The organism is bacterium, from assembly GCA_024742285.1.
GTDB lineage: Bacteria > Myxococcota_A > UBA9160 > UBA9160 > UBA4427 > UBA4427.
Genome location: JANSYR010000006.1, coordinates 306,027 through 328,621, shown reverse-complemented (window position 1 = coordinate 328,621; position 22,595 = coordinate 306,027). Strand labels below are relative to the sequence as shown.

Sequence of the window (22,595 nt, the reverse complement as noted above, 5' to 3'; positions counted from 1 at the left end):
CTGAATCCTGCGCGGCCGGGCCTCGCGTTCGTAGAAGCCCTTCTTCTGAAAGCGCCAACCGGTTGGATCTGCATGGAAATCGCAGTCGGGGTTGGGGCAGTGGGGTGGGCGGCGAGGGAAGTGCGTAGACGACATGCATCCCGACATCGCACGATGCGTGCCGGGTGCAGACTACGGTCCACGTCCCATGGTGCGAAGGCTCGTCTCTCCGAACGGAGTTGCCGGTCCATGGGGCAGGTCTCGGCATGTCCCGTGGGACCGCGCAAGGCCGAGCCGGGTGCATTCGAGGAAGCGGGTCGGGCTCGCTTCCAGCGCCTCGGTTTCCGATGGCGGTGGAAACCCCATGACCGGGTGCCGGGAGGGGTTCAGCGAGGGTTCGGGGCGGCCGATGAGAGCCGAGACTCGCATTTGGAGGACATTCCATGTCCACTCGCATTCGACGAATCCTGGCCGTGATGGCGGCCACGCTGATGTTCCAGGTCGCCTTCGTGCAGACCGCGGCCGCGCAAACCGTTGCCCAGGGTGATGCCGCGAACGCTTCGCCGGTCGTCGACGTGATGCTGCTTCGCCCGGCGGGCTTCGTCAGCCTGATCGTGGGCAGTGGCCTCTTCCTCGTCACGGCGCCGATCGTGCTCGTCACGCGCCCTCACGAGATCTCGAAGCCCTTCAAGCAGCTCGTCGTCCGCCCCGCCAAGTACGTCTGGGTGGATCCGCTCGGCGGTCACTAGACCGCGCGAGATCGAATCGGAAGATTCGCGAGCCTTCGCTGATTCGCACGCCTCGGCGCGCCGCCTCGCAGCCCGCGCCGGGGCGTTCCTGCGTCTGGGGCCCAAGGGCCCGCGCGGGGGGCTGCGTCTGGGGCCCTGCTGCCCGCGCCGGGGCGGTCCTGGTGTGTCCCTACCCGACGGGTGTCGCTTGCATGGACCGCGGCGCCCGTGACGCCTAGAAGTGTCGGAGCGTCTGGCGCGCGACGATGATCGCGATCGACACGGCGCTGCTGTAGACCAGCCAGAGCAGTACCGTCTCGACCGAGTGCGAGAAGCGCGGCACCCCCCAGCGGTCCGCTACGGCCCAGCGTCGAAAGCGGAGCCCGCCGAAGACGTAGAGCGTGAGGCCCAGGCAGAGGCTGAGCGGGGTCCAGAGCGTCGTGGTCTCGATCGGCATGTCCTACGCAGATCGGCAGGCGGGGCAGGGGGCTCGATCCGGTGGAGACCCGGGGCCGGCTCGGGGATCCGCCGGACTCAGTCGTCCAAGAGGCCGTTGGCGGACGAGATCTCGTGCGCCAGGTTCTTCGGGGCAGGACGACCGCGCGGAACGTCGGTGGACTCCGTCCCCGCGTCCCGCGGCTCGGCCCGATCGGCGTCGGGCACCTCCGGGAAGAGCGCCCGCTCCGTGAGCTTGGCGACCCAGGCCCGAAAGACGCGGCGGTCCTCCGGTTCCGAGCCGAGACCTGCGCTCCGGACCATGAGGTGGCCGGCGAGGGCTTCACCGAGCGCGAAGCAACCGATCATCGCGACGACGCGTCGGGTTTCTTCCAGATCGGGCTCGGCCTCGCCGAGCGCCTTCGCGCGGCCGTCGCGAATCTTCTGGAGATGCCCCGCCACGCCGCGCAGCAGTCCGCCCGAGCCGTCCGGCCCCAGCACCGTGCGGCCGATCGAACCCCGGTTCGGCACGTTCCCCGACATCATCTGCCAGGCGAGCAGGCGTCCGTAGCCCTGCTGGCCGAGGGTCTCGGCCACCTTCTCGAAGAAGTCGATCGTCGGATCGCCGTCCCCCGGCGTCGCCAGGCGCGCCGCGAGATCCTGAGCGAGCGCGCCGAAGGCGTCTTCGCGGAGCGCCTCCATGAGCGCGTCGCGGCTTCCGAAGTGGTGCAGGATCGACGAGTGGGAGAGTCCGATCTCCTCGCCGATCTGCTTCAGTCGGACGTTGTCCGGACCGCCCTCCATCAACCGCTTCTTGGCGGCGTCGAGGATCTCCCTGCGGGCGACGTCCGCCGTACGCCGGCGGCGCCGAGGCGCGTCCGACGCCTTGTGGACATTCTTGTTCATCACCGTCCCGAAGCCCTGTTGACAGCATTGTCGGTAAGGTATTTTCGCAACGTATCGGACGAACGGAAAGAGTCCGTGTCGAAGCTGCCGCTCTTTTTCCGGCGAATGGAATGGATCGTCGACAGCGATCGACCCCGGCCTCGGAGACGAGCGCCCGATCGCGGTCCCCATCGTTCGATCCGTCGAGCGACCTCGCGTCCGCCCGGAGCCCGTTCTCGGGGGCTCAGGACGGCCAGCGTCGGTTCTGGAGCCAGCACATGCCGCCTCGCCGCAACCCAATCCTCTTTCGCGAAGCCTGGGACGCAATCCGGGCGCTGATCCGTGACCCCGATGACACGCCGCAGGTCTTCCGGATCATTCGTGCGCTCTCGGGCAACTCCCAGGAGCGTTCCTTCCAGCGCTTTCTCGCCTCGGAGCACGGCCCGACGATCCTCGCCGAGAACCGTGTCCTGCTCGAGACCCTGTCCGATCGGGCCTACCTCGAGTCCCTGCCCGAGGGCACGCTCGGCCGCGCCTACGCCGAGTTCACGGCTCGCGAGGAGATCACCGCCGACGGGCTCGTCGACGCGAGCGACTCCGTCGAACGTCCCGAAGAGGAGGAGATCGACGAGCGGCGGTTGCTCTTCGGCCAGCGCCTTCGCGACAGCCACGACCTCTGGCACGTGGTGACCGGCTACGGCCGCGACCTCTTCGGCGAAGCCGCGCTCCTCTCGTTCACCTATCGCCAGATCCGCAACCGCGGCATCGGCTTCATCGTCGTCGTCGCCTACCTGAAGGCCCGTGGTCCGATGGCCGGGGAACGCGTGTTGATCCGTGACGGCTTCCGACGCGCCGGCCGCGCCGCATGGCTGCCCGGTGCCGATTGGGAAGCGCTCCTCGAGCGCCCCCTCGACGAAGTCCGTCGAACCCTCGGTGTCGTGCCGATCGAACACTACGAAGGATTGCGTTCCGGAGGCGCCCCCGCCCTCGCTTGACACACTCGCCCATCGTGTCCCGCGCAAGTCGCGCAGGCCGCCAGGTCAGGGGCCCGAGGAACGTAGACGATCTCCGGCGTGTGCCTCGCACACGTCGGAGATCGTTTCTTCCGGATCGCCGGCTACGCCGGCGATCCGGAAAAAGCGCCGCCGCAGTCGGCGCTGGTCTCACTCTTTTTGCGACCGGGTGGCGCCTGGCAGACCGCGTAGCGCCCAGACCCTACGGCGACGCCGATCGCGATGGGGCGGATGCGCCTGGCGAATGCCGGTCGTGACGAACGGCTTCGCCTCGCGATCGTCCAACGAGCTCACCCGCCTCGCCTCCAGCAAGAGGCCGCCCGCGTAGCGGGCACGCCGCGCTGGAGTGCGCTGCCGACGACCTGCGCCCCTAGCAAGAGGCCGCGCGCGCAGCGCGCACGCCGGAGCCCGAACGAGCATGGCCCGCTCGAAAGGCCCGCCTCCGCAACGCGGCCCCCGAAGCCGCCCCCTCGCGACCAAGCACCCAGCACCCGCCGAGGCTTCTCCGACCTGGTCTAGCGAGGCCCCCGCGACGGGCACGAAGCCCGCATGAATGGGGCGGGCGACCGGGATCGAACCGGCGACTTCCAGAATCACAATCTGGCGCTCTAACCAACTGAGCTACGCCCGCCGTCGGAGAGGCGCGCAAATTACCGGGAGGGGGGTGGGGTGTCAAACACGGACACGTGACGGGCCGTGGGATTCGCCTCACCGGGAACCGGCGCCGCGCCGCGGTCGTCACAGAGGCCAGATTGCGCGCGGTTCCGCTGCCCCGCCCGGGTCGGGCGCGCGCCCCAGCGTGAGGAGATCCGCATGCGAACGCGCCCCGACTCCGGACCCCGCGGTCCGGTCCTCTTCGTCTCGTTCTCGGCCCTGATGACCGCCCTGCTCGGCGTCTTCTTCCTGGCCGCCTGCGCGACCGACGACGCCTCGGCTCCCGAGCCGAGGGTCGTCGCTCAGGAGCCCCCGCCGACGCCACCCGAGGTACCGGTCGCCGAGACGCCCCAGCCGGTCGCCGCGACGCCGGAGCCGGACGACCCCTTCGCCGGCGTCGAAGAGGTGGTCACCACGGGCTCCGGCGCGGCGATGCTCCTGTCCGAGGTCGAGGCCTCCGCCATCGCCTTCGATTCGGACGACCTCGCTGGGCTCGGCGCGTCCGATCTCCGCACGAATCGCCCCGGTGCCCAGAAGGGGGTCGCGCGACGTCGGATGGAGAAGCTCCGATACAGCGACTATGTCCCGAACCTCGAGATCGCGTCGCCGCCGCCGCCGATCGACTGGAATACCGAGCGCTACGACGAGAGCGCGGAGCAGGGCTTCCTCAAGCCCGGCGATGCGCCGCTCTCGACGTTCTCCGTCGACGTGGATACGGCCTCCTACGCGAACGTACGTCGCTTCCTCCGTGAGCAGACGCGTCCGCCGGTCGGTGCCGTCCGGATCGAGGAGCTGGTCAACTACTTCCGCTATCCGCGACGAGTGGCGACGTCGGAAGCGCCCTTCGCCGTCGACATGGAGATCTTCGAGGCACCGTGGCGCGACGAACACCGCGTGGTGCGGATCGCGGTGGAAGGCAAGGAGATGGCGCGCAAGGAGGTGCCGCCCCGCAACCTCGTCTTCCTGCTCGACGTCTCCGGCTCGATGCGCGGTGCCGACCGCCTCGGTCTGGTGAAGTACGGGATGGAGCGGCTCGTCGAGACGCTGCGTCCGATCGATCGGGTCTCGATCGTCGTCTATGCCGGCGCGAGCGGGTTGGTCCTGCCGCCGACGCCGGGAAACGAAGAGTCGAAGATCGTCGACGCCCTCGAACGTCTCGAGGCCGGCGGGTCCACGGCGGGCGCCGCCGGGCTCGTGCTCGCCTACCGAACCGCGCGCGAGCACTTCGACGACGAGGGCATCAATCGCGTCATCCTGGCGACCGACGGCGACTTCAACGTCGGCGTGTCGAACCGTTCCGAGCTCGTGAAGATGATCGAGCGGGAGCGGGAGAGTGGCGTCGAGCTCACGGTGCTCGGCGTTGGTCGGGGCAACCTCAACGACGCGACGATGGAACAGCTCGCGGACCACGGGAACGGCAACTACGCCTACATGGATTCGCGCCAGGAGGCTCGCAAGGTCCTGGTCGAGCAGGCCGATGCGACCCTGGTCACGATCGCGAAGGACGTGAAGATCCAGGTCGAGTTCAACCCGGAGAAGGTCCGTGCCTATCGGCTGATCGGCTACGAGAACCGTCGCCTCGCCGACCAGGACTTCAACGACGACACCAAGGACGCCGGCGAGATCGGCGCCGGTCATCACGTGACGGCGCTCTACGAGATCGTGCCCGTCGATGCGAAGGGCGGCGTCCAGGGGGCGACCGTCGATCCGCTTCGATACCAGACGGTTCCCGACCTGACCGAGGCGGCGGGGACGGGGGAGTGGCTCACGCTCAAGCTCCGCTACAAGGATCCCGGCGAAGACGAGAGCAAGCTCCTGACCGCTGCGCTCGCAGGCCAGCCGGGACGGGTGAAGTCCGCGAGCGAGAACGCTCGCTTCTCGACGGCGGTCGCCCTCTTCGGGATGTTGCTGCGAGACAGCGAGTTCAAGGGCGCGGGCAGCTATCGCCTGGTCGAGCGCCTCGCGGAGGGTGCCCTCGGCGACGACGAGCACGGAGAACGAAGCGAGTTCCTCGAGCTCGTCTCGTTGGCCCGCAAGCTCTAGCGCCTCGTCGACAGTAGAAGATGCCGCGTCCGCTCCGGCGGGCGCGGCGTCTTCGCGTCTTCGCGTCGGCGACCGGCTCCGGGTCCCGCCGTCGCGTGCGCGCCGACTTCGGTCCGGGTGTTAACCTCGCCCGATGCCTCCCGAAAGCAAAGGCACGTTCGGCGCTCTGCGCATCTCCGATTTTCGAACGCTCTTCGCCGGGACGGTTCTCTCGTTCACCGCCTTCTTCATGTCGACCCTCGTCCAGGGATACGTGGCGTTCGAGCTCGAGGGGCTGAACGTCGCGGTGGGAACCGCGGTCTTCGGGCAGGGCCTCGGGATGATGTTGATCGGGCCCCTCGGCGGCGCCTACGCCGACCGACTCCCGAAGCGACTCGTGATCGTGATCGGCCAGGGCGTCTCCGCCGTCTCCCTCGCCGTGCTCGCCGTCCGCTATCGCGAAGGCACGATCACGGTCGCGAACCTCGCCTTCAACTCCTTCGTGATGGGGAGCGCCTTCGCCTTCATCGGCCCCGCGCGCCAGGCCCTGGTCGTCGACCTCGTGCCGGCCTCCTTGCGCGGGAACGCGATGACCCTGACCAACGTCTCGAACACGACCTCGCGGCTGCTGGGCCCGGCGGTCGCGGGCTGGTTCCTGCGGGTCGAAGCGCTCGGTCCGGCGGCGGCCTACTGGACCATGGCGGGGCTCTATCTGGGGTCGGGGATGCTCCTCGCGCTCCTGCCTCGCTCGGTGGTCCGGGACAACGTGGGCGAGACCCACGTGCTCCAGGATCTCCGGGAAGGGCTCACCTACGCCTGGCGACACGTCCAGCTCCGGAATCTGCTGATCTTCTTCGTGAGCGTGATGCTCGTCGGCTTCCCGCACGTCGCGCTGATGAACGGCTGGCTCGAGACCGAGGTCGGGCGTCCGCGCGAGGACGTGGCGATCGTCGCGATCTTCTCGGCGATCGGCGCGTTCACCGCGAGCCTCTCGCTGGCGCGCTTTGCGGACGCCGACGTCGCGACCCGGATCTACTCCTGGATGGCGATCGGCTTCGGCGTCACCTTGATCCTCTTCGCGCTCGCGCCGAGCTACGAGAGCGGTCTCGCGGCGATCGTGCTGGTCGGCGCGACGAGCGGGGGCTTCCATGCGTTGAACGGCGCCGTGACTGCCCGCGTGACGGAGGTCGCGTTCATGGGCCGCGTCATGTCGCTCAACTTTCTCGCCTTCGCTGGCTTCAGCCTGGTCTCGCCGATCACCGGAGGACTCGGGGATCGCTTCGGGGTGAACAACGTGCTGCTGGCGATGGGCGTGATCGTGCTGGTCCTCTCGCTCGCGATGTCCGTCGTCGTGCGCGGTGACGCAAGACGAATCGCGAACGCCTGAGCAGTCCCGATCCGGTAGCGTCGGCAGAGGGTCGCGCGCGTTCTGGCGGAGGAACCGATGATCGACGGATCGCTCGAACGCGCAGCCGGAGTCCTCGACGACGTGGCGGCGCGCGTACGTGGGACGCTCGCCGGGCGCGAACAGACGCTGCGCCTCGATGCGGACCCCGAAGCGTGGCTCGCGATCGGCGCCGTCGAGCGCGAACGGGTCGCCGAGCTCGTCCGCCTGGCGTCCGTCCACGCCCCGCACGACAGCGAGATCCTCCTGGCCGCGGCGCGCCCGATCAGGCGGGTCGCCCTCGCGGGCGCGGGGCGACTGGTCCTGCGGTGGCAGACCGTGTTCGGCGCGCCGCGGGACGCGGACTCGGGCAACGTGATTCCCCTTCGATCCGCGCCGGGCACGCCCCAGGCGCTGCTCGCGTCGCGGCCGGTGCGTGCCCTCGTGGACGGCTTTGCCGAGGGCGGCTTCACCCTCGACTTCGAGGTGTTGGGCGAGGGCGCCGAGATCTGCGCGACGCTGTCCGGGGGCGGCGACTGACCGGCGGTCCGGCCATCTTTTTCGTCCCGGGCCGTACCCGAATCGCTCGTGACGGCGTACCACCTACCACGAAGCCGGGAAGGTTCGAGCCCGGCCACGACGTGACGTCGAGAGAGGACGATCGGGAGGACCGACCATGGCAGCGCCGACCGGAACCGAGCAAGAGCCGAACACGCAGGCGGAGCCCACCTCCGGCGGAAGCCCCCTCCTCGTCAAGGTCCTGATCGGCGTGGCGCTCCTCGCCCTCGTGATCTTCCTCGGCCGGAGCGCGGGCGCCTATGTCCCGCGCTTCGCGGAATGGGTCGGGGGCCTCGGCGCGCTCGGCCCGATCGTCTTCGTCTTCGGTTATGCGGCCGCGGTCATCGGCTTCGTGCCGGGCTCGGTCCTGACCCTGGCTTCCGGAGCGATCTTCGGTCTCGCCGAAGGCACGCTCTACGTCTTCGTCGCGGCCGTCCTCGGCTCGACGGGCGCCTTCCTGATCGCGCGCCATGGCGCCCGCGCCGCGGTCGAACGTCGAATCGAAGGCGACGCCCGCTTCGCCGCGATCGATCGCGCGGTCGGACGCGAGGGGCGCAAGATCGTGTTCCTGCTCCGCCTCTCGCCGGTCTTCCCCTTCAACCTGCTCAACTATGCCCTCGGACTCACGCAGGTCCGGCTCGCGGACTACGTGATCGCATCGCTCGGCATGCTGCCGGGGACGCTCCTCTACGTCTACACGGGCAAGCTGATCGGCGACGTCGCCGCGGTCGCTGGCGGCGTGCAGACCGAGGCGGGTACGGCGGATTGGGTCGTGCGCGGCGTCGGACTCGCCGCCACCGCCGTCGTCACCCTCTACATCACGCGCATCGCCCGCCGTGCCCTCGACGCAGCGACGGACGAAGACGCCTCGGCCTGATCGGGTCCCGTTTCCCGTCCCTCCCCGAGCCGAACTACGCACCCCGCACCCCGCACCAAGAACCGAAAGTGAGCCCGACCGATGGCAGAGCCGATCCAGGTCCTCCCCGCCGACGAGTGGAATACCCGCCTCGTCGAGAACGTCCATCCGCCGAAGTGGCAGAACCCCACGCCCGAAGGCCGGTACAACCTGGTCGTGCTGGGCGCCGGGACCGGCGGACTGATCACGGCGCTGATCGCGTCGAGCCTGGGCGCGAGGGTCGCGCTGATCGAGCGCCACCTGATGGGCGGCGACTGCCTGAACGTCGGCTGCGTGCCCTCGAAGGCCGTGATCCGCGGAGCGCAGGTCGTCCACGAGGCGCGCGAAGCGGCCCGGTTCGGCATGCCGGCGGGCGCGGAAGACCTCGGCGACTTCGAGGAGGTGATGCGGCGCATGCGCGAGATCCGGGCGCGGATCAGCGACGAGGACTCGGCCGAGCGCTACTCCGAGGAGTTCGGCATCGACGTCTACCTGGGCGAGGCGCGCTTCGTGGGCGAGGGCCGCGTCGAGGTCGGGGGCCAGGCCCTCGAGTACAAGAAGGCGGTGATCGCGACGGGCGCTCGCGCGGTCGCACCGCCGATCGAAGGGCTCGCCGAGGCGGGCTACCTCGACAACGAGACGGTCTTCTCGCTGACCGAGCGGCCGAAGCGGATCGCCGTGATCGGCGCCGGGCCGATCGGCTGCGAGCTCGCGCAATCCTTCCAGCGTCTCGGCTCCCAGGTCCACGTCCTGGAACGCATGGACCAGATCCTCACGCGTGAGGATCCGGACGCCGCGCGGATCGTGCAGGACGTGATGGCCCGCGAGGGCGTCGACCTGATCTTCGGCTGCGGGATCGAGCGCGTCGAACGGCGTGGCGACGAACGCGTGATCCACCTGACCTGCCCCGAGAAGGGCGCGCGGGAGCTCGTCGTCGACGAGATCCTGGTGGGGGCCGGCCGCGCTCCGAACGTCGAGGGCATGGGGCTCGAGACGGTGGGGGTCCGCTTCGACCCGAAGGTCGGTGTCGAGGTCGACGACACCCTGCGCACGAGCAACAAGCGCATCTGGGCCGTCGGTGACGTGTGCATGCAGTGGAAGTTCACGCACGCCGCCGACGCCGCCGCGAAGATCGCCGTCCAGAACGCGCTCTTCGCCGTCGGGCCCTTCGGCCGCAAGAAGCTCTCGGACCTGATGATGCCCTGGTCGACCTACACCGAGCCCGAGATCGCCCACGTCGGTCTCTACGAAAGGGACGCGGCGGAGCAGGGCATCGAGATCGACACCTATCAGGTCGGGATCGCCGAATCGAACCGTGCGGTCACCGATGGTCAGGAGGAGGGCCTCGTGAAGGTCCACGTCAAGAAGGGCACCGACACCATCGTCGGAGCCACGATCGTCGCGGCGCACGCCGGGGATCTCATCACGCAGCTCACGATGGCGATCCAGCACGGCATCGGCCTCGGCGCCTTCACCGGCGTGATCTACCCCTATCCGACCCAGGGCGAGGCGATCAAGCGCGCGGCAGGGGCCTACACGCGAACACGACTCACGCCGACCGTGAAGCGTCTCTTCGAGACCTTTCTCGCCTGGACGCGCTGAGGCTGGACGGGGCGCGGGGGCGCTAGCCAACGTCTCCGACTTTCGGGATCATGGGCGCCGGTCGAGTCCGACCCCAGCTCGGAGTGTCCGTTGCCCCGAAGTTCCCGTTCCCTGCGGCGATCCGCCGCCCGTCTCGCATCGATCGCGATCGCCTGCGTGGGCGCCGGCTGCGGGCCGGACCCGCGCGCGATCGTGTCCGAGGTCGTCTACGAGCCGCCGATGGAGCGCTCCGTCGTCGTAGAGACGGTGGTCGATCTCGACTTCGAGTCGACCTGGAACGCGCTGATCCGGAGACTCTCGGAGAGTCCCTATCGGGTGGCCGCCCTCGAGAAGGCGTCGCGCTTCGTGCGCGTCGATCTCGTGCGCTCGAGCGATCTGGCGGCGGCCTTCAACAAGCCGGCGCGCTTCGTCGATTGCGGGCGCACCACGCGGACCTTCGAGCCCGGCGACGGCGCTGACGTGCAACGCTTCGACTACGTCGTCGCCGAGTCGAGTCGATACATCGAGTCCGACGCGGTGGACGGCGGCTTCCGCGTGAGCGAGGTCGAGCGCCGCGTCGACCTCGAGGCGAGCGCGACGATCTTCCTCCAGCCCGAGGGCGCGCGGCGGACCCGGGTGACGGTCAAGAGCCGCTACCAGGTCGAGATCGAAATCAGCGGCCAGGCCACCTTCCATCCCATCGACACCGACGAGCCGGCCGGTGAGCCCCGCGCCTTCGGTCCCCGGACGGAGTCGATCCGCTTCACGACGTTCCAGCCGGGCAAGGACAAGCGAAGCGGCGGCCTCACGTGCCGCGCGACCGGCGACTTCGAGCACGCGCTCGTCGCCCTCGCGAATCCCGCTGCGGCGATCTGAAGCGGGGGGCGGTCGTTCGCCCCGTCGGCTAGCGAACGTCGTTGAGCGTCCAGTCGTAGTCGAGATGGCGGATCCGGGCTTCGCGTCCCGGGCCGCGTAGCCAGGTCGCGTCGTCCGTGGAGACGTGGCGCGCGATCGTGGCGAGCACGCCGCCACCGGCCTCGAAGTCCTCCTCGAACCAGTCGAAGATCGCCGAGACGCGAACGCTGCGTCCGGCGCGATCGATTGCGACCCCCTTTTCGGGACTGGCGAGCCAGCGCCGCATCGCGGCGTCGAGCTGCGCATCGAGGCGCTCGGCGCGGAAGGCGGTCCGCGCGAGGGGCGGACACGAGGTCGAGGCACAGACGATCGCCGCATGGATCCGCGGCTCGCCCATCTTGCGCAGGATCTCGTGCTCGATGTCACCCAGCGAGACTTCCCGGCCTTCGACGATCGCCACGTCTTGATCCCAGACGGGAAAGAGGAAGGAGCCGATGTCGCGAATGCTCTCGACGGGGTAGTGCTCGACGATCAGATCGATCGTGAACACGTTGTAGGCGTTGATCCAGAACGCGAGCTGCTCCTCCCGGCCGAGCCGGCTCGGCCGCTCCGCACGGAGCTGGGCGGAGAGCGTCTTCCACTCGGCGGAGCCTGCGATCGCGCGGTAGTCGACCCGGGTTCCCACGACGTCGTCGACTTCCCGGGTGTGTCGGTCGAGGAGGCGGTCGTAGAGGTCGAGGTCGACCTCGGCGCCCGCGGCGTTCGACAGGGGGGCGCTTACGGCGTTCAGAACGAGGAAGAGGCACACGAGGGACGGCCACGGGACGCGACGGATCATGATCGGGATTCCTTTCGTTCGCACGAGGGAGTCTACGTTGCGCGCGCGCCCCGGGTTTCGGCGGGTGCATCGAATGGTTTCGGCCTCGTTCGATTGGCGCGCCGAGGGGCCGCGGATAGACTCCGAGCGCCCGAAAACCGAAGGAGTGAACCTTGGTCCCCTGGAATCGCCGCTCGACCCGCACGCGCCCCGCGACGTCCCAGCCCGTCTGGCGCGTCGGTCTCGCCCTGGCCGGAATCGGTCTCGCGCTCGGCTGTGGCGACGACCCGGCGGCCTCGACGACCGCGTCTTCCGACGGCTCCCCCGCTCCCTCGGAGGCCGCGACGCCGAAGCCCCCGCCGCGCCCCGCGCCCGGCGAGACCGCCGTCGACACCCGCACGCCGGAGGAGCTGGTCGCGGCCGGTCGCTCGACCTACATGGCGAACTGCATCGCCTGCCACGCGATGGACCCGACGATCGACGGCGCCCTCGGTCCGGCCGTCGCCGGCTCCTCGGTCGAGCTCCTCGAGGCGCGGATCGTGCAGGGGGGCTATCCGGAGGGCTACGAGCCCAAGCGACCGAGCCGCGTGATGGTCCCGCTCCCGCACCTCGAGCCGCGGATCCCCGAGCTGGCCGCCTACCTGCAGGCGCTCTGATCCGGCGCCGTCGCCGCGACCGCGGTCCTGAAAACGAAACGCCCCGTCCGGTCGAGCCGGACGGGGCGTCGTCGTTCGATCCGAGGATCGCGCGCTAGCTGTTCAGCAGGTAGCCCACGACGACGAGCGCGAGCCAGAGGACGAGTCCGAAGTGGATCGTGCCCGAGACGCTCGTGAGCGGCTTCTGCGTCGCGTCGGTCCCGGCGAGGGCGTTGACCTCGACCGCGACGATCAGCCCGCCGCCGACCAGCCAGTAGGTCAGATCGTTCATGCCCGACAGGAAGCCCGGCAGGTTCGCCGCCGAGATCATGAAGAAGAGCATCGGGATGGAGAAGAGGGTGTTCGTGCGCGACGCCATTCCGGCGACCTTGGCGCGGGCGGCTGCTTCCGGGATCGGTTCCCCGCCGCCGGCGACCTGCTCCGCGTTGGCGATGACCACCTGCTGCGCCGGCCAGATCACGAACCAGACGTTGAACCACATGAACGTGCCCATGAGTCCGCCGGTGAGGATCTTCGTCATGTAGCCGTCGGTCAGCGGGATCCCGAGGTGACCCCAGCGGTAGGCGACGATCGTCCAGCCGGAGAGAAACGTGAACATCGCGCCCCAGCGGAACCACCACAGGGCGTTCGGGACGAGGCCGCGGGTCATCGCGCTCTTCGCGGTGCCACCGAGCTCCGAGCCGAAGAACGGGGTCTGGATGAAGTTGAAGTAGTAGAGGACGCCGATCCAGACGACACCTGCGAACACATGCATCCAGCGGAGGAGGACTTCGATCCCGCTTCCGGTCGTGATGAGATCCATGGGCGATTTCCCTTTCTCAGTTTCGGGGCGTCGGTTCGGCGGGCATCGGGGTCACCGGGGCAGGGTGCCCCACCCTCGATGCGTGCTCCGAACGGCACGGCCGCTGCGCGGCCGCCCCGAAGGCATTTCGTACGCGACTCATTCTATCCGGCCGTGGGGCGGAATCTAGGGGGATTTCGGGATCCTGCAGGCGAAAGCTGCCGATGGGGCCGGGGGATTCCGCAGGACCGAGAGTGGGGAAACGGTCCCGGCCTGCTCGGGGGCAGGCGAATCGCCACGATCGTCTATTCTCCCGCGCTCGTCGGGCCGATCCTGGCCGGGCGCACCCCCCGACAGCCCGGATGAATGCACACGGCGGCCTCCCGGCCCGCCGTCGAGGTGGGAACGTTGGATCGACGAAGGATCCTGGTCACGAGCGCGCTGCCCTACGTCAATGCGGGGATCCACCTCGGCTACATGGTCGAGGCGCTGCAGACGGATTTCTGGGTGCGCTTCCAGCGGCTGCGCGGCCACGACGTCCGCTATTTCTGCGCCGACGACACCCACGGCGCGGCCACCATGTTGCGGGCCGAGCGGGAAGGGCGGGCGCCCGAGGCGCTCCTCGACGAGATGAAGGCGGACCACGTCCGTGATCTCAACGCGTTCGGCGTAGTCCACGACCACTACAGCAGCACCCATACCCCGGCGAACGAGGCCCTGGTCGGCGAGATCTGGGCGGCGCTGCGGGCGGCCGACTGCGTCGAGGAGCGCGAGGTCACCCAGCTCTACGATCCCGAGGCCGGGATGTTCCTCGCGGATCGTTTCGTGCTCGGTGGTTGCCCGCGCTGTGGGGCCGCCGACCAGTATGGGGACAACTGCGCCGAATGCGGCGCGACCTACGAGCCGACGGAGCTGGTGAATCCGCGCAGCGCCATCAGCGGGGCCGTCCCCGAGGAGCGCTCCCATGCGCATCTCTTCGTGCGGCTCGAGCCCTTCCACGACTTCCTGGCCGAGTGGACCCAGACGCCGGGCCGCATGCCGCAGGAGACCGCCAACTGGCTGAAGGGCACGTTCCTGTCCGACGCGCTGCGGGACTGGGACATCTCGCGGCCGGCGCCGTATTTCGGATTCGAGATTCCGGATGCGCCGGGCAACTACTTCTACGTCTGGCTGGACGCGCCGATCGGCTACATCGCCACCACGAAGGAGTGGTGCGACGAGAACGGCGAGTCCCTCGACGACTGGTGGCGCAACCCCGACTGCGAGATCCACCACTTCATCGGCAAGGACATCGCCTACTTCCACACGCTCTTCTGGCCGGCGATGCTGAAGACCGCGGGCTTCCAGCTGCCCGAGTCGGTGCACGTCCACGGATTCCTGACCGTGAACGGGGAGAAGATGTCGAAGCGGACGGGGACGGCCGTCCTCGCGCGGACCTACCTCGATCACCTCTCGCCGGAGTACCTCCGCTACTACTACGCGAGCAAACTCTCGCCGAAGGTCGACGACATCGACCTGAATCTGGAGGAGTTCGTCCAGAAGGTGAACGCCGACCTCGTGGGGAAGGTCGTGAACCTCGCGAGCCGGACGGCGCGCTTCGTGAAGGGGGAGCCGCTTCCGGCGTATCCGGCGGCGCGCGACGGAGGTCTCTTCAAAGCGGGCGCGCGGGCCGGCGACGAGATCGCGGCGGCCTACGAGGCGAGGGACACGAACAAGGCCATGCGACTGATCATGGCCCTCGCGGATCGGGCGAACGAATTCGTCGAGGGGCAGGCGCCCTGGACCCTCAAGAAGGACGAGAGCAAGCGGTCCGAGCTCGTCGAGGTCTGCGCCATCGCGCTCAACCTCTTCCGTCAGATCACGGTCTATCTCGCGCCGGTCCTGCCGCGATTCGCCGACGAGTCGGCGAAGCTGCTCGGGATCGCGGCGGAGACGGTCTGGGCCGATGCGGCGACGCCGGTCGAAGGGAACGAAGTCGGCAAGTTCAAGCACCTTATGGAGCGCGCCGAGGGCGAGAAGGTCGAGGCGATGCTCGAGGCGAGTCGCGCGGGCTGGGAAGCCTCCGAGGCCGAGGCGGCGGTTGCCGCAGGCGGGGGCGAGGCCCTCGACGGCGAGCCCCTCGCGGGCGAGATCACGATCGACGACTTCGCGAAGGTCGACCTCCGCGTGGCGGAGATCGTCGAGGCGAAATCCGTTCCGAAGGCGAACAAGCTCCTCGAGCTGACCCTCTCTCTCGGGGGAGGCGAACGGCGCACCGTCTTCGCCGGGATCAAGAAGGCCTACGAGCCCGAGCAGCTCGTCGGTCGATTGACCGTCGTCGTCGCGAACCTCGCGCCTCGCAAGATGAAGTTCGGCGTGAGCGAGGGGATGGTGCTCGCCGCCGGTCCCGGGGACGGGGATCTCTTCATCCTATCGCCGGACGCGGGCGCGAAGCCGGGCCAGCGAATCCGCTAGGTCCCGGTTCTGGCGCCGTTCGTTCGCGCTTCCGGGCGCAGCGCGCGCTACGCTCGCGCCGCGCCCCGGGAGTCCGATCGATGGCCGAGTTCTTCGAAGTCCTGACCGACGAACACCAGCGCTTCATCGCGCGCCAGCACGTCTTCTTCGTGGCGACCGCGACCGCCGACGGTCGCATCAACCTCTCGCCCAAGGGCGGCCCGTCGGTCGTTCCGCTCGGACCGGATCGTCTGCTCTGGCAGAACCTGACCGGCAGCGGGAACGAGACCGCGGCCCACCTCCTCGAGCAGAATCGCATCACCCTGATGTGGACTTCCTTCGAGGGGCCGCCGCTGATCCTGCGCGTCTACGGCCGGGCGCGGGCGATCCATCCCGACGATCCGGAGTGGGACGACTGCGTCTCGAGGATCCCGGCCACGGTCGGCGCACGGCAGTATTTCGAGGTGGCCGTCGAGTCCGTCCAGACGAGCTGCGGCTACCAGACGCCGCTGATGGACTACCGCGAAGACCGGAAGGCCCTCGACAAGTGGGCCGAGAAGAAGGGCGAGGACGGGATCCGCACCTACTGGGCCGAATGGAACGCCGTGAGCATCGACGGCCTGCCGACCCGATAGGGCCGTGCGCGCGCCCCGTCCGGTGCGGGCGACCGCGACGACGCCTCACTCGTGATCCACGCCTTCGTCGGCGTGCCCGTCCGGCACCACCATCGGCTCCTTGCCGGCGCGGTCACGGAGCCAGTTGATGGCGCGGTGGACCACCGGGCGTCGGAAGACGCGACGCTCGAGGACGTATTTTCCGGGAAAGTCGAGCAGGGACACCCCGAGCAGGATCGTCAGGATGCCCTGTCCCGGCAGCACGAGCATGGCGATCCCCCCGAGCACGAAGGCCCCGCCGACCAGGTTCTTCAGGACGAGGAGGAGCGGTCGCAGGACCGGGTGCGCGTCGCGCAAGAGGGCCGGCTCGCGCTTCTCCGCGACGAAGTAGTCGGCGGGCAATCGCGCGAGTAGCCAGGGGACGGCGATCAGGCTGCCGAGGAACGTGACGATCGACAAGCCCGCGAGAAGGGCGGCGGCCTGCATCATGGAATCGCTGGATTCTCCGAGTTCCCGCCTCGTGTCGGGACGATCTCGCGCGCCGCCGGCGTCGTGCCCGCTCGGGCGCCTAGCGCCGCAACCCGAGGCTCAGGATCCGTTGGATCAGATTCTCGTAGGAGATGCCGGCCTTCGCGGCTGCGTGGGCCAGCTCCTCGTAGTTGGCGAGCTCCGGGTTGGGATTCGCCTCGAGGAAGTAGAGCTTGCCGTCCTCCGAGAGGCGGTAGTCGATCCGCGCGTAGCCCTCGAGAGAAAGCATGCGATAGATGCGCTTGCTGACGCGTTCGAGGCTCGACGCGACGCCGTCCGGGAGCTTCTTCGCCCCCTGGATCCGTACGCCGTGCTTCTTCTGGTAATGGATGTTGTGCTTCAGACTCTCGGTCGCGATCAGGTCCTCGCCGGGCTCGAGCTCGTCGACGATCAGCTCGCGCGGGGGGAGGGCGATCAGCCGCTCGTTCCCGAGGACGCCGACGTAGATCTCGCGACCCGGGATGAACTGCTCGACGATCGCATCGGTGCCGATGCGGTCGTGCATGAAGGCGACGCGGGTCTCGAGGGCTTCCTGGTCGCGCACGATCGAGGCCTTCGAGATCCCCATCGAAGCCTCCTCGACCAGGGATTTCACGATCAGCGGGAACTCCATCCGCTTCGGTCGACGCACGCTCCGGTTCCGGCGCACGGTGAAGAAGCGGGGCACCGTGATCCGGTGGTACATGGCGACCTTCTTCGAGAGCGCCTTGTCCCGGGCGAGGACGAGACCCCGGGGATTGTTGCCGGTGTAGGGCACCCGCAGGAGCTCGAGGAAGGCGACGACGTGCTGATCGTAGATCGCTTCCCCCTGGAACTCGTCGAGGAGGTTGAAGACGATGTCCGGCTCCCAGTCTTCGACTGCGTGACGAATCGGGAGAACGGCGTCGCGAACGCCGAGGGGACGGGCCTCGTGGCCGAGCTTCGCGAGCGCGTCGAGGATGTCGCTCTCGGTCTTGATGCGGTGGAACTCGGACTCGCTCAGCGTGGAGACGTCCTCGGGCGGGACCAGGTCCTCGTGCATGAGCGCGAGGACGCGGAGCTTCTTGCGCCGCGTCTTGCGTCGCCGTTCGGGGCCCTTGTACGCGGCCTTCGAGCCCGGTTTGGAGCCGGCGTTCTTTGCGGCGCGTTTCTTGTCGTCCGTCATAGCGCGTGCCAGTCCCTTCCGCGGTAGAGGAACTCGACGCTGCGTGCGGCGAGCAGGATCGAGAAGTCGACGATCAGCTGGCGCTTCGGACCGACGGCCCGGAGCTTGAGCTCCCGCGATCGCGCGATCATCTCGCCGAGGACGACGTCGAGGGAGAGCTCGTGCTTGCCCGTCGAGCGAGCGACCATCCGGCGGATCTCGGTCCGGTGGCTGCGGAGGAAGGCCGCGGCCGAGGGCGACCGCGCGCTGCTCTCCTCGATCGGCGTGAACAGCCGGAACAGGTCCTGATCGTAGGCGCGACTGGCGAGGGCGCTGTAGCGCTGTCGCTTGGCGCGGTAGTGGTCTCCGAGCGTCGTCTTGATCCGGTGGACCGGATCGGGCTTCGCCGTCGAGCGGACCGGCGGCTTCTCGCCGGCGAGCTCGTGCATCAGCTGGTCGACGTAGCGGAGCTTTCGGAGCGCCGGCCAGCCCTGGTACTTGCGGCGCCAGCGGGATCCCGGCGTCAGCCAGACCGCGAAGGTCTCGGCGAAGTCCTCGTCCGGGTGACTCTGGGCGTACCAGTTCGGCAGGTGGACGACGTAGCGTCGGCTGCCCGGGTTGGGGCGGTAGTAGTCGGGGTAGGGCTGCGTGGTCGAGCCGAAGAACTCGCGCCAGCGCTTTCGCCGGTGGAGTCGAAAGGCGTGCTGGATGGCGTGGCCCGCTTCGTGGCGAAGGAGTCGCAGGCACTCGGCGTGGGTGCCTCCTTCGACCTCGAGGATCTGGGAGCGCTCGAGACGCTTGAGGCGCGGGTGGGCCAGATAGAAAGGAATGGCGATCCCGGGGACGCCGTCCGGGGAGAACCACTCCTCCGAGAGCCAGCAGTGGGGCTTCAGTCGGAGGTTGCGCGCCTCGAGCTCCCGATAGAGCCGTTCGATCGGCGCCTCGAGTCCGCTGCCCTCGAGCTCGAGGCCGAGGTCGCAGATCCGCCACTCGAGGAGCTCTTGGTTCGTACACTTCTCCCAGGCGGCGGCGCGCGGCATCCCCCGAGTCTATCCCAGTCGGGCGCTCGGGGAGGGGCGCCCGCGCCATCGAAAATCCAGCCTCACGCCCGCCCCGCGCGCGGTAGGCTATGCCCATCACCCGTCGCCCGTCCACGACCCACAGGAGAACGGCTGCCTTGAAGATCTCGATCGGATGTCCCCCCGGCCCTCAGACCGTCGAGCTGGCGAAGCGCGCCGAGGCGCTCGGCTACGACCGGATCTGGCTCTACGACTCCGCCGCCATCTACGAGGACATCTGGATCCACCTCGCGCGGATCGGGGAGGCCACCGAGCGGATCGGCCTCGGGACCGCGGTGCTGGTTCCCAACTTGAGGCACCCGATGACGACCGCCTCGGCGATCGCGACGGTCGACCGGCTCGCGCCGGGGCGCCTCGCCTGTGCCGTCGGGACCGGCTACACGGCACGCCTCGTCCTCGGGCAGGGCGCGCTCTCCTGGAAGACCACGCGCACGTGGATCGAGCAGGTGAAGGGGCTCCTCGCCGGTGAGGTCGTCGAGATCGACGGCCGCCCCTGCCAGATGATCCACCGCCCCGAGCTCGCCAAGGCCCGGCCGATCGACGTGCCGATCCTGATCTCCGCCTTCGGCCCGAAGGGCCAGGCGATCACGCAGGAGATCGCGGACGGCTGGATGGGCATGTCGCCGCCGCCCTTCGAGACCGACTGGTCGGTGCACATGGTGAATGGAACCGTTCTCGCCCCCGGCGAGTCGCCGTCGGCACCGCGCGTGATCGACGAGGCAGGGCCGTGGCTCGTCGGCGCCTACCACATGGGATGGGAGACGAATCCGACGGGCCTGCCGGACATGCCCGGGGGTGCGGACTGGCTCGCACAGATCGAGAGCGAGCGCGCCGAGGCCGAGCGCCACCTCGCCGTCCACAGCGGCCACTGCACCCACCTGAACGAGGCCGACCGGAAGGCCGTCGCCGCCTACGGCGACGCCGTGCCGTGGTGGGGCTGGGTCGGCGAGGCGGAAGCCGTTCGCAAGCGCGCGGAAGAGAGCGCCGCCGCGGGCACGACCGAGATCCTGTATACGCCGGCCGGCGACGACCTGATCGGCCAGGCCGAGACCTTCTTCCGCGCCGTCGAGTCCGTGAAGGGCTAGACCGCGTCGCTTCGTACCCAGGAGAGACCACCATGCTGACGAAATTCGACGACTACCCGATCCACCAGACCCCCGAGCCTCTCGCGATCGTCGCGACGACCGACCGGCACGCCTACGACCGCTACTGGTTCAACGGCTATCAGGACGACGGCGAGTTCTATTTCGGAATCGGCGCCGCGGTCTATCCGAACCTCGGGATCGTCGATTGCGGTCTCTCGATCGTCCACGACGGCGAGCAGAACTCGTTCCACGGCTCGCGGCGCGCGGGCAAGGAGCGGAGCGAGATCGAGGTCGGTCCCTTCAAGATCGACATCATCGAGCCGATGATGAGTCTCCGTGTGACCCTCGACGACAACGAGAGCGGCGTCAGCGCGGACCTGCTCTGGATCCCCCGGACCGCCAGCTTCGCCGAGGAATTCCAGCGCTCGAAGCGCACGCCCGGCGGCGGCGCTCGCCACATGGAGGCGACCCGCTTCAACCAGTTCGGCAACTGGCAGGGCGAGATCCGCTACAAGGGCAAGACCGTCACGATCGACCCGAAGCGCGTCTTCGGCACGAAGGACCGCTCCTGGGGGATCCGACCCGTCGGTGATCCCGCTCCGCCCGGGGCGCCGCCGACGGAAGCGCCGGCGATCAACTTCCTCTGGTTCCCGATCCACTGGGACGACCGCTGCACCCACGCCGGCATGTTCGAGAACGAGCACGGCGTAACCTGGCACTGGGATGGGATGATCATGCCGACCTATGCCTCGCCGGATCAGATCCCCGGCGTCGAGGACCCCGCAATGGAGCCGCTGGCCGGCGTCGACCACCGGATCCACGAGTTCTTCCCCGGAACCCGTCGGGCCCGCCGCGCGCAGGTCTCCCTCAAGCACCTCGACGGCAAGACGACGGAGATCGAGCTCGAGAGCCTCCTCGTGTACCGGATGAAGGGGATCGGGTACACCCATCCCGAGTGGGGCCACGGCCGTTGGAAGGGCGAGCTCGCCGTGGGCGGCAGCTCGTGGACGATCGAAGAGTGCGACAACATGGAAGTGTCGAACCAGCACATCCAGTCCGTCATGCGGGCGACCTGCGGCGATCAGCAGGGCGTCGGCGTGATGGAGCAGATCCACATGGGGCCGTCGAAGCGGTACGGCTTCAAGGAGTTCCTCGACCCGGCGACCTGAGTCGCCCGGCCGAACGGGAGAGCCAGATGGCCGAGATCTCGATGCGACGTGTTCATGGTTTCGAGGATCCCACCGACGTGCGGTCGCGGATCGAGGGGCTCGCCGAGAAGGTCGCGGAACGACTCGGCGGAACCTGGCGATGGGAAGGGGACGATGCGGTCTGCGAGGCCCGGGGCGCCAAGGCGCGCGTCGGGTACGACCAGGAGGCGATCTCCATCGACGTTTCGCTGCCGCTCATGTTGCGACCGCTCAAGGGCAAGCTCGAAGGCAAGATCGAGGAGTACTACGAGCGGTACTTTTGTGAGAGCTGAGGGCTCTGTGACCGCTGAGGGCTCTGTGAGCGCTGAAGGCTCGGCGGCGCCCGAGGCGCTCCCCACGTGGTCCGTCGGGATCGTGAACCACGGCAGCTTCGACGATCTCGGCGCTTGCCTCGACGCGATCGCGGCGCAGTCTCATCCGCCCCGCGACGTCGCCGTCTGGGACACGGGCGAGGATGCCGACGCGATCGCGCGGGTCGCGAGGGACCACCCGGCGGTCCACTTCGATGGCGGCTCGAACGAAGGGTACGCCGGCGGCGGGAACCGGGTCGTTCGGATCCTGCGCGACCGATCCCTTGCGAGTCCTCCGGACTTCGTCCTCCTGTTGAACCCGGACGTCGCCCTCGACGAGGACTTCGCGGCGACGCTGCTCGCCGCCGTGGCCGCGCAGCCAACCGTCGCGATCGCGACGGGCAAGCTCCTGCGACCCGACCGGCGCACCCTCGACAGCGCCGGCATCGTGTTCCCGCGACATCGTCGCCCCCGGGATCGCGGGAGCGAGTCCCTCGACGACGGTCGCTTCGACTGCGCGGAGGACGTGGATGCCGCGAGCGGCGCAGCGCTCCTCGTGCGCACCGAGGCGATCGAGCGGCTCGCGATCGACGGGGAGCTCTTCGACGAGATGTTCTTCGCCTACCACGAGGATACGGATCTCGGGTGGAGGGCGCGGCGGCTCGGGTACCGGGTGCGGTACGTGCCGGCGGCCGTCGCCGTCCACGCGCGGGGTTGGAAGAAAGCCGGGCGGAATCGTGTGCCCGTCGCGATTCGAAGACACTCGTTCAAGAACCACTACCTGCAGCTCGTGAAGAACGAGCCGCGACGCGACTTCATCCGGAATGCTCCGTCGATCCTCGGATGGGAGATCCTCCGCTTCGGTTTCACGGTGCTCCGGGACCCACGACTGCTACCGGCCTACGTCGATGCTGCGCGGGCCCTGCCCGACGCTCTCCGAAAGCGGAAGGTGATCGCCGCTCGTGCTTGCGAAGCGATCGGGCGTAGCTGAA

The 22,595-nt window shown here is 68.9% G+C and carries 22 protein-coding genes and 1 tRNA gene; 15 read left to right on the top strand and 8 right to left on the bottom strand.

The window, feature by feature from the left end:
• Positions 1–422: 422 nt before the first annotated feature.
• The gene (locus NXI30_13790) at positions 423–728 is read left to right on the top strand and encodes a hypothetical protein (protein ID MCR9095287.1); all 306 of its coding nucleotides are present in this window, start codon (positions 423–425) and stop codon (positions 726–728) included.
• Between the two features lie 214 nt (positions 729–942).
• On the opposite strand, the gene NXI30_13785 is transcribed toward NXI30_13790, so the two are convergent.
• Both NXI30_13785 and NXI30_13780 read right to left on the bottom strand, forming a co-directional pair.
• On the bottom strand, positions 943–1,164 hold the full coding sequence (locus NXI30_13785; GenBank protein MCR9095286.1) for a hypothetical protein: 222 nt from the start codon (positions 1,162–1,164) through the stop codon (positions 943–945).
• 77 nt (positions 1,165–1,241) lie between these two features.
• Positions 1,242–2,048 (bottom strand): TetR/AcrR family transcriptional regulator, encoded by an 807-nt coding sequence (locus NXI30_13780; GenBank protein ID MCR9095285.1) that lies wholly within the window; start codon positions 2,046–2,048, stop codon positions 1,242–1,244.
• Between the two features lie 257 nt (positions 2,049–2,305).
• Between NXI30_13780 and NXI30_13775 the strand changes: the two genes are divergently transcribed.
• Entirely contained in the window at positions 2,306–3,022 is a 717-nt protein-coding gene (locus NXI30_13775; protein ID MCR9095284.1) for a ubiquinone biosynthesis protein COQ4, read from the top strand.
• 572 nt (positions 3,023–3,594) lie between these two features.
• Here NXI30_13775 and NXI30_13770 read toward each other — a convergent pair.
• Positions 3,595–3,671 (bottom strand) — tRNA-His (locus NXI30_13770).
• Positions 3,672–3,853: 182 nt separating this feature from the next.
• Between NXI30_13770 and NXI30_13765 the strand changes: the two genes are divergently transcribed.
• From NXI30_13765 to NXI30_13740, 6 genes are all read left to right on the top strand, one after another.
• The gene (locus NXI30_13765; protein MCR9095283.1) at positions 3,854–5,737 is read left to right on the top strand and encodes a VWA domain-containing protein; all 1,884 of its coding nucleotides are present in this window, start codon (positions 3,854–3,856) and stop codon (positions 5,735–5,737) included.
• A 133-nt stretch (positions 5,738–5,870) separates the two neighbouring features.
• The gene (locus NXI30_13760) at positions 5,871–7,103 is read left to right on the top strand and encodes an MFS transporter (protein MCR9095282.1); all 1,233 of its coding nucleotides are present in this window, start codon (positions 5,871–5,873) and stop codon (positions 7,101–7,103) included.
• 57 nt (positions 7,104–7,160) lie between these two features.
• The gene (locus NXI30_13755) at positions 7,161–7,640 is read left to right on the top strand and encodes a hypothetical protein (GenBank protein ID MCR9095281.1); all 480 of its coding nucleotides are present in this window, start codon (positions 7,161–7,163) and stop codon (positions 7,638–7,640) included.
• A gap of 136 nt (positions 7,641–7,776) precedes the next feature.
• Entirely contained in the window at positions 7,777–8,535 is a 759-nt protein-coding gene (locus tag NXI30_13750; protein MCR9095280.1) for a TVP38/TMEM64 family protein, read from the top strand.
• Positions 8,536–8,616: 81 nt separating this feature from the next.
• Entirely contained in the window at positions 8,617–10,155 is a 1,539-nt protein-coding gene (locus NXI30_13745) for a mercuric reductase (GenBank protein MCR9095279.1), read from the top strand.
• Positions 10,156–10,245: 90 nt separating this feature from the next.
• Positions 10,246–11,010: a hypothetical protein gene (locus NXI30_13740; protein ID MCR9095278.1), complete on the top strand. Its 765-nt coding sequence runs from the start codon at positions 10,246–10,248 to the stop codon at positions 11,008–11,010.
• A 28-nt stretch (positions 11,011–11,038) separates the two neighbouring features.
• Here the strand turns inward: NXI30_13740 and NXI30_13735 are convergent, their stop codons facing one another.
• Positions 11,039–11,827 carry a DUF547 domain-containing protein gene (locus NXI30_13735; GenBank protein MCR9095277.1) on the bottom strand — a complete coding sequence of 263 codons (789 nt, stop codon included), beginning with the start codon at positions 11,825–11,827 and terminating at the stop codon, positions 11,039–11,041.
• A 152-nt stretch (positions 11,828–11,979) separates the two neighbouring features.
• Between NXI30_13735 and NXI30_13730 the strand changes: the two genes are divergently transcribed.
• Positions 11,980–12,462 carry a cytochrome c gene (locus NXI30_13730; GenBank protein MCR9095276.1) on the top strand — a complete coding sequence of 161 codons (483 nt, stop codon included), beginning with the start codon at positions 11,980–11,982 and terminating at the stop codon, positions 12,460–12,462.
• A gap of 94 nt (positions 12,463–12,556) precedes the next feature.
• Here the strand turns inward: NXI30_13730 and NXI30_13725 are convergent, their stop codons facing one another.
• Entirely contained in the window at positions 12,557–13,264 is a 708-nt protein-coding gene (locus NXI30_13725; protein MCR9095275.1) for a urate hydroxylase PuuD, read from the bottom strand.
• A gap of 387 nt (positions 13,265–13,651) precedes the next feature.
• Here NXI30_13725 and metG point away from each other — a divergent pair, with 387 nt between their 5' ends.
• Positions 13,652–15,697 carry a methionine--tRNA ligase gene (metG, locus tag NXI30_13720; protein ID MCR9095274.1) on the top strand — a complete coding sequence of 682 codons (2,046 nt, stop codon included), beginning with the start codon at positions 13,652–13,654 and terminating at the stop codon, positions 15,695–15,697.
• Between the two features lie 80 nt (positions 15,698–15,777).
• Complete coding sequence (locus NXI30_13715; GenBank protein ID MCR9095273.1) at positions 15,778–16,311, top strand: pyridoxamine 5'-phosphate oxidase family protein; 534 nt, start codon at positions 15,778–15,780, stop codon at positions 16,309–16,311.
• A 45-nt stretch (positions 16,312–16,356) separates the two neighbouring features.
• Here the strand turns inward: NXI30_13715 and NXI30_13710 are convergent, their stop codons facing one another.
• The 3 genes from NXI30_13710 to NXI30_13700 all read right to left on the bottom strand — a co-directional run bounded on the left by NXI30_13710 (position 16,357) and on the right by NXI30_13700 (position 18,981).
• Positions 16,357–16,779, bottom strand: coding sequence for a PGPGW domain-containing protein (locus NXI30_13710; protein MCR9095272.1), 423 nt, complete (start codon positions 16,777–16,779; stop codon positions 16,357–16,359).
• 79 nt (positions 16,780–16,858) lie between these two features.
• Entirely contained in the window at positions 16,859–17,962 is a 1,104-nt protein-coding gene (locus tag NXI30_13705; GenBank protein ID MCR9095271.1) for an ATP-grasp domain-containing protein, read from the bottom strand.
• The gene (locus tag NXI30_13700; protein ID MCR9095270.1) at positions 17,959–18,981 is read right to left on the bottom strand and encodes a putative zinc-binding metallopeptidase; all 1,023 of its coding nucleotides are present in this window, start codon (positions 18,979–18,981) and stop codon (positions 17,959–17,961) included. Before NXI30_13700 ends, NXI30_13705 begins: the two co-directional genes overlap by 4 nt.
• A 137-nt stretch (positions 18,982–19,118) precedes the next feature.
• On the opposite strand from NXI30_13700, the gene NXI30_13695 reads away from it, so the two are divergent.
• Genes NXI30_13695 through NXI30_13680 form a run of 4 tightly spaced genes read left to right on the top strand, consistent with a single transcriptional unit; the run spans position 19,119 to position 22,594 of the window.
• Positions 19,119–20,105, top strand: coding sequence for an LLM class flavin-dependent oxidoreductase (locus tag NXI30_13695; GenBank protein ID MCR9095269.1), 987 nt, complete (start codon positions 19,119–19,121; stop codon positions 20,103–20,105).
• Between the two features lie 32 nt (positions 20,106–20,137).
• Complete coding sequence (locus NXI30_13690) at positions 20,138–21,274, top strand: hypothetical protein (protein MCR9095268.1); 1,137 nt, start codon at positions 20,138–20,140, stop codon at positions 21,272–21,274.
• Between the two features lie 26 nt (positions 21,275–21,300).
• A complete protein-coding gene (locus tag NXI30_13685) occupies positions 21,301–21,585 on the top strand; it encodes a polyhydroxyalkanoic acid system family protein (protein ID MCR9095267.1) in 285 nt (94 codons plus the stop codon).
• A gap of 25 nt (positions 21,586–21,610) precedes the next feature.
• The gene (locus NXI30_13680; GenBank protein ID MCR9095266.1) at positions 21,611–22,594 is read left to right on the top strand and encodes a glycosyltransferase family 2 protein; all 984 of its coding nucleotides are present in this window, start codon (positions 21,611–21,613) and stop codon (positions 22,592–22,594) included.
• Position 22,595: the final 1 nt, after the last annotated feature.

Excerpts from the sequence above, each read along its gene's own strand:
- NXI30_13790 (MCR9095287.1), top strand. The coding sequence starts at position 423 with ATGTCCACTCGCATTCGACGAATCCTGGCCGTGATGGCGGCCACGCTG.
- NXI30_13785 (MCR9095286.1), bottom strand. The coding sequence starts at position 1,164 with ATGCCGATCGAGACCACGACGCTCTGGACCCCGCTCAGCCTCTGCCTG.
- NXI30_13780 (MCR9095285.1), bottom strand. The coding sequence starts at position 2,048 with ATGAACAAGAATGTCCACAAGGCGTCGGACGCGCCTCGGCGCCGCCGG.
- NXI30_13775 (MCR9095284.1), top strand. The coding sequence starts at position 2,306 with ATGCCGCCTCGCCGCAACCCAATCCTCTTTCGCGAAGCCTGGGACGCA.
- NXI30_13765 (MCR9095283.1), top strand. The coding sequence starts at position 3,854 with ATGCGAACGCGCCCCGACTCCGGACCCCGCGGTCCGGTCCTCTTCGTC.
- NXI30_13760 (MCR9095282.1), top strand. The coding sequence starts at position 5,871 with ATGCCTCCCGAAAGCAAAGGCACGTTCGGCGCTCTGCGCATCTCCGAT.
- NXI30_13755 (MCR9095281.1), top strand. The coding sequence starts at position 7,161 with ATGATCGACGGATCGCTCGAACGCGCAGCCGGAGTCCTCGACGACGTG.
- NXI30_13750 (MCR9095280.1), top strand. The coding sequence starts at position 7,777 with ATGGCAGCGCCGACCGGAACCGAGCAAGAGCCGAACACGCAGGCGGAG.
- NXI30_13745 (MCR9095279.1), top strand. The coding sequence starts at position 8,617 with ATGGCAGAGCCGATCCAGGTCCTCCCCGCCGACGAGTGGAATACCCGC.
- NXI30_13735 (MCR9095277.1), bottom strand. The coding sequence starts at position 11,827 with ATGATCCGTCGCGTCCCGTGGCCGTCCCTCGTGTGCCTCTTCCTCGTT.
- NXI30_13725 (MCR9095275.1), bottom strand. The coding sequence starts at position 13,264 with ATGGATCTCATCACGACCGGAAGCGGGATCGAAGTCCTCCTCCGCTGG.
- NXI30_13715 (MCR9095273.1), top strand. The coding sequence starts at position 15,778 with ATGGCCGAGTTCTTCGAAGTCCTGACCGACGAACACCAGCGCTTCATC.
- NXI30_13710 (MCR9095272.1), bottom strand. The coding sequence starts at position 16,779 with ATGATGCAGGCCGCCGCCCTTCTCGCGGGCTTGTCGATCGTCACGTTC.
- NXI30_13705 (MCR9095271.1), bottom strand. The coding sequence starts at position 17,962 with ATGACGGACGACAAGAAACGCGCCGCAAAGAACGCCGGCTCCAAACCG.
- NXI30_13700 (MCR9095270.1), bottom strand. The coding sequence starts at position 18,981 with ATGCCGCGCGCCGCCGCCTGGGAGAAGTGTACGAACCAAGAGCTCCTC.
- NXI30_13690 (MCR9095268.1), top strand. The coding sequence starts at position 20,138 with ATGCTGACGAAATTCGACGACTACCCGATCCACCAGACCCCCGAGCCT.
- NXI30_13685 (MCR9095267.1), top strand. The coding sequence starts at position 21,301 with ATGGCCGAGATCTCGATGCGACGTGTTCATGGTTTCGAGGATCCCACC.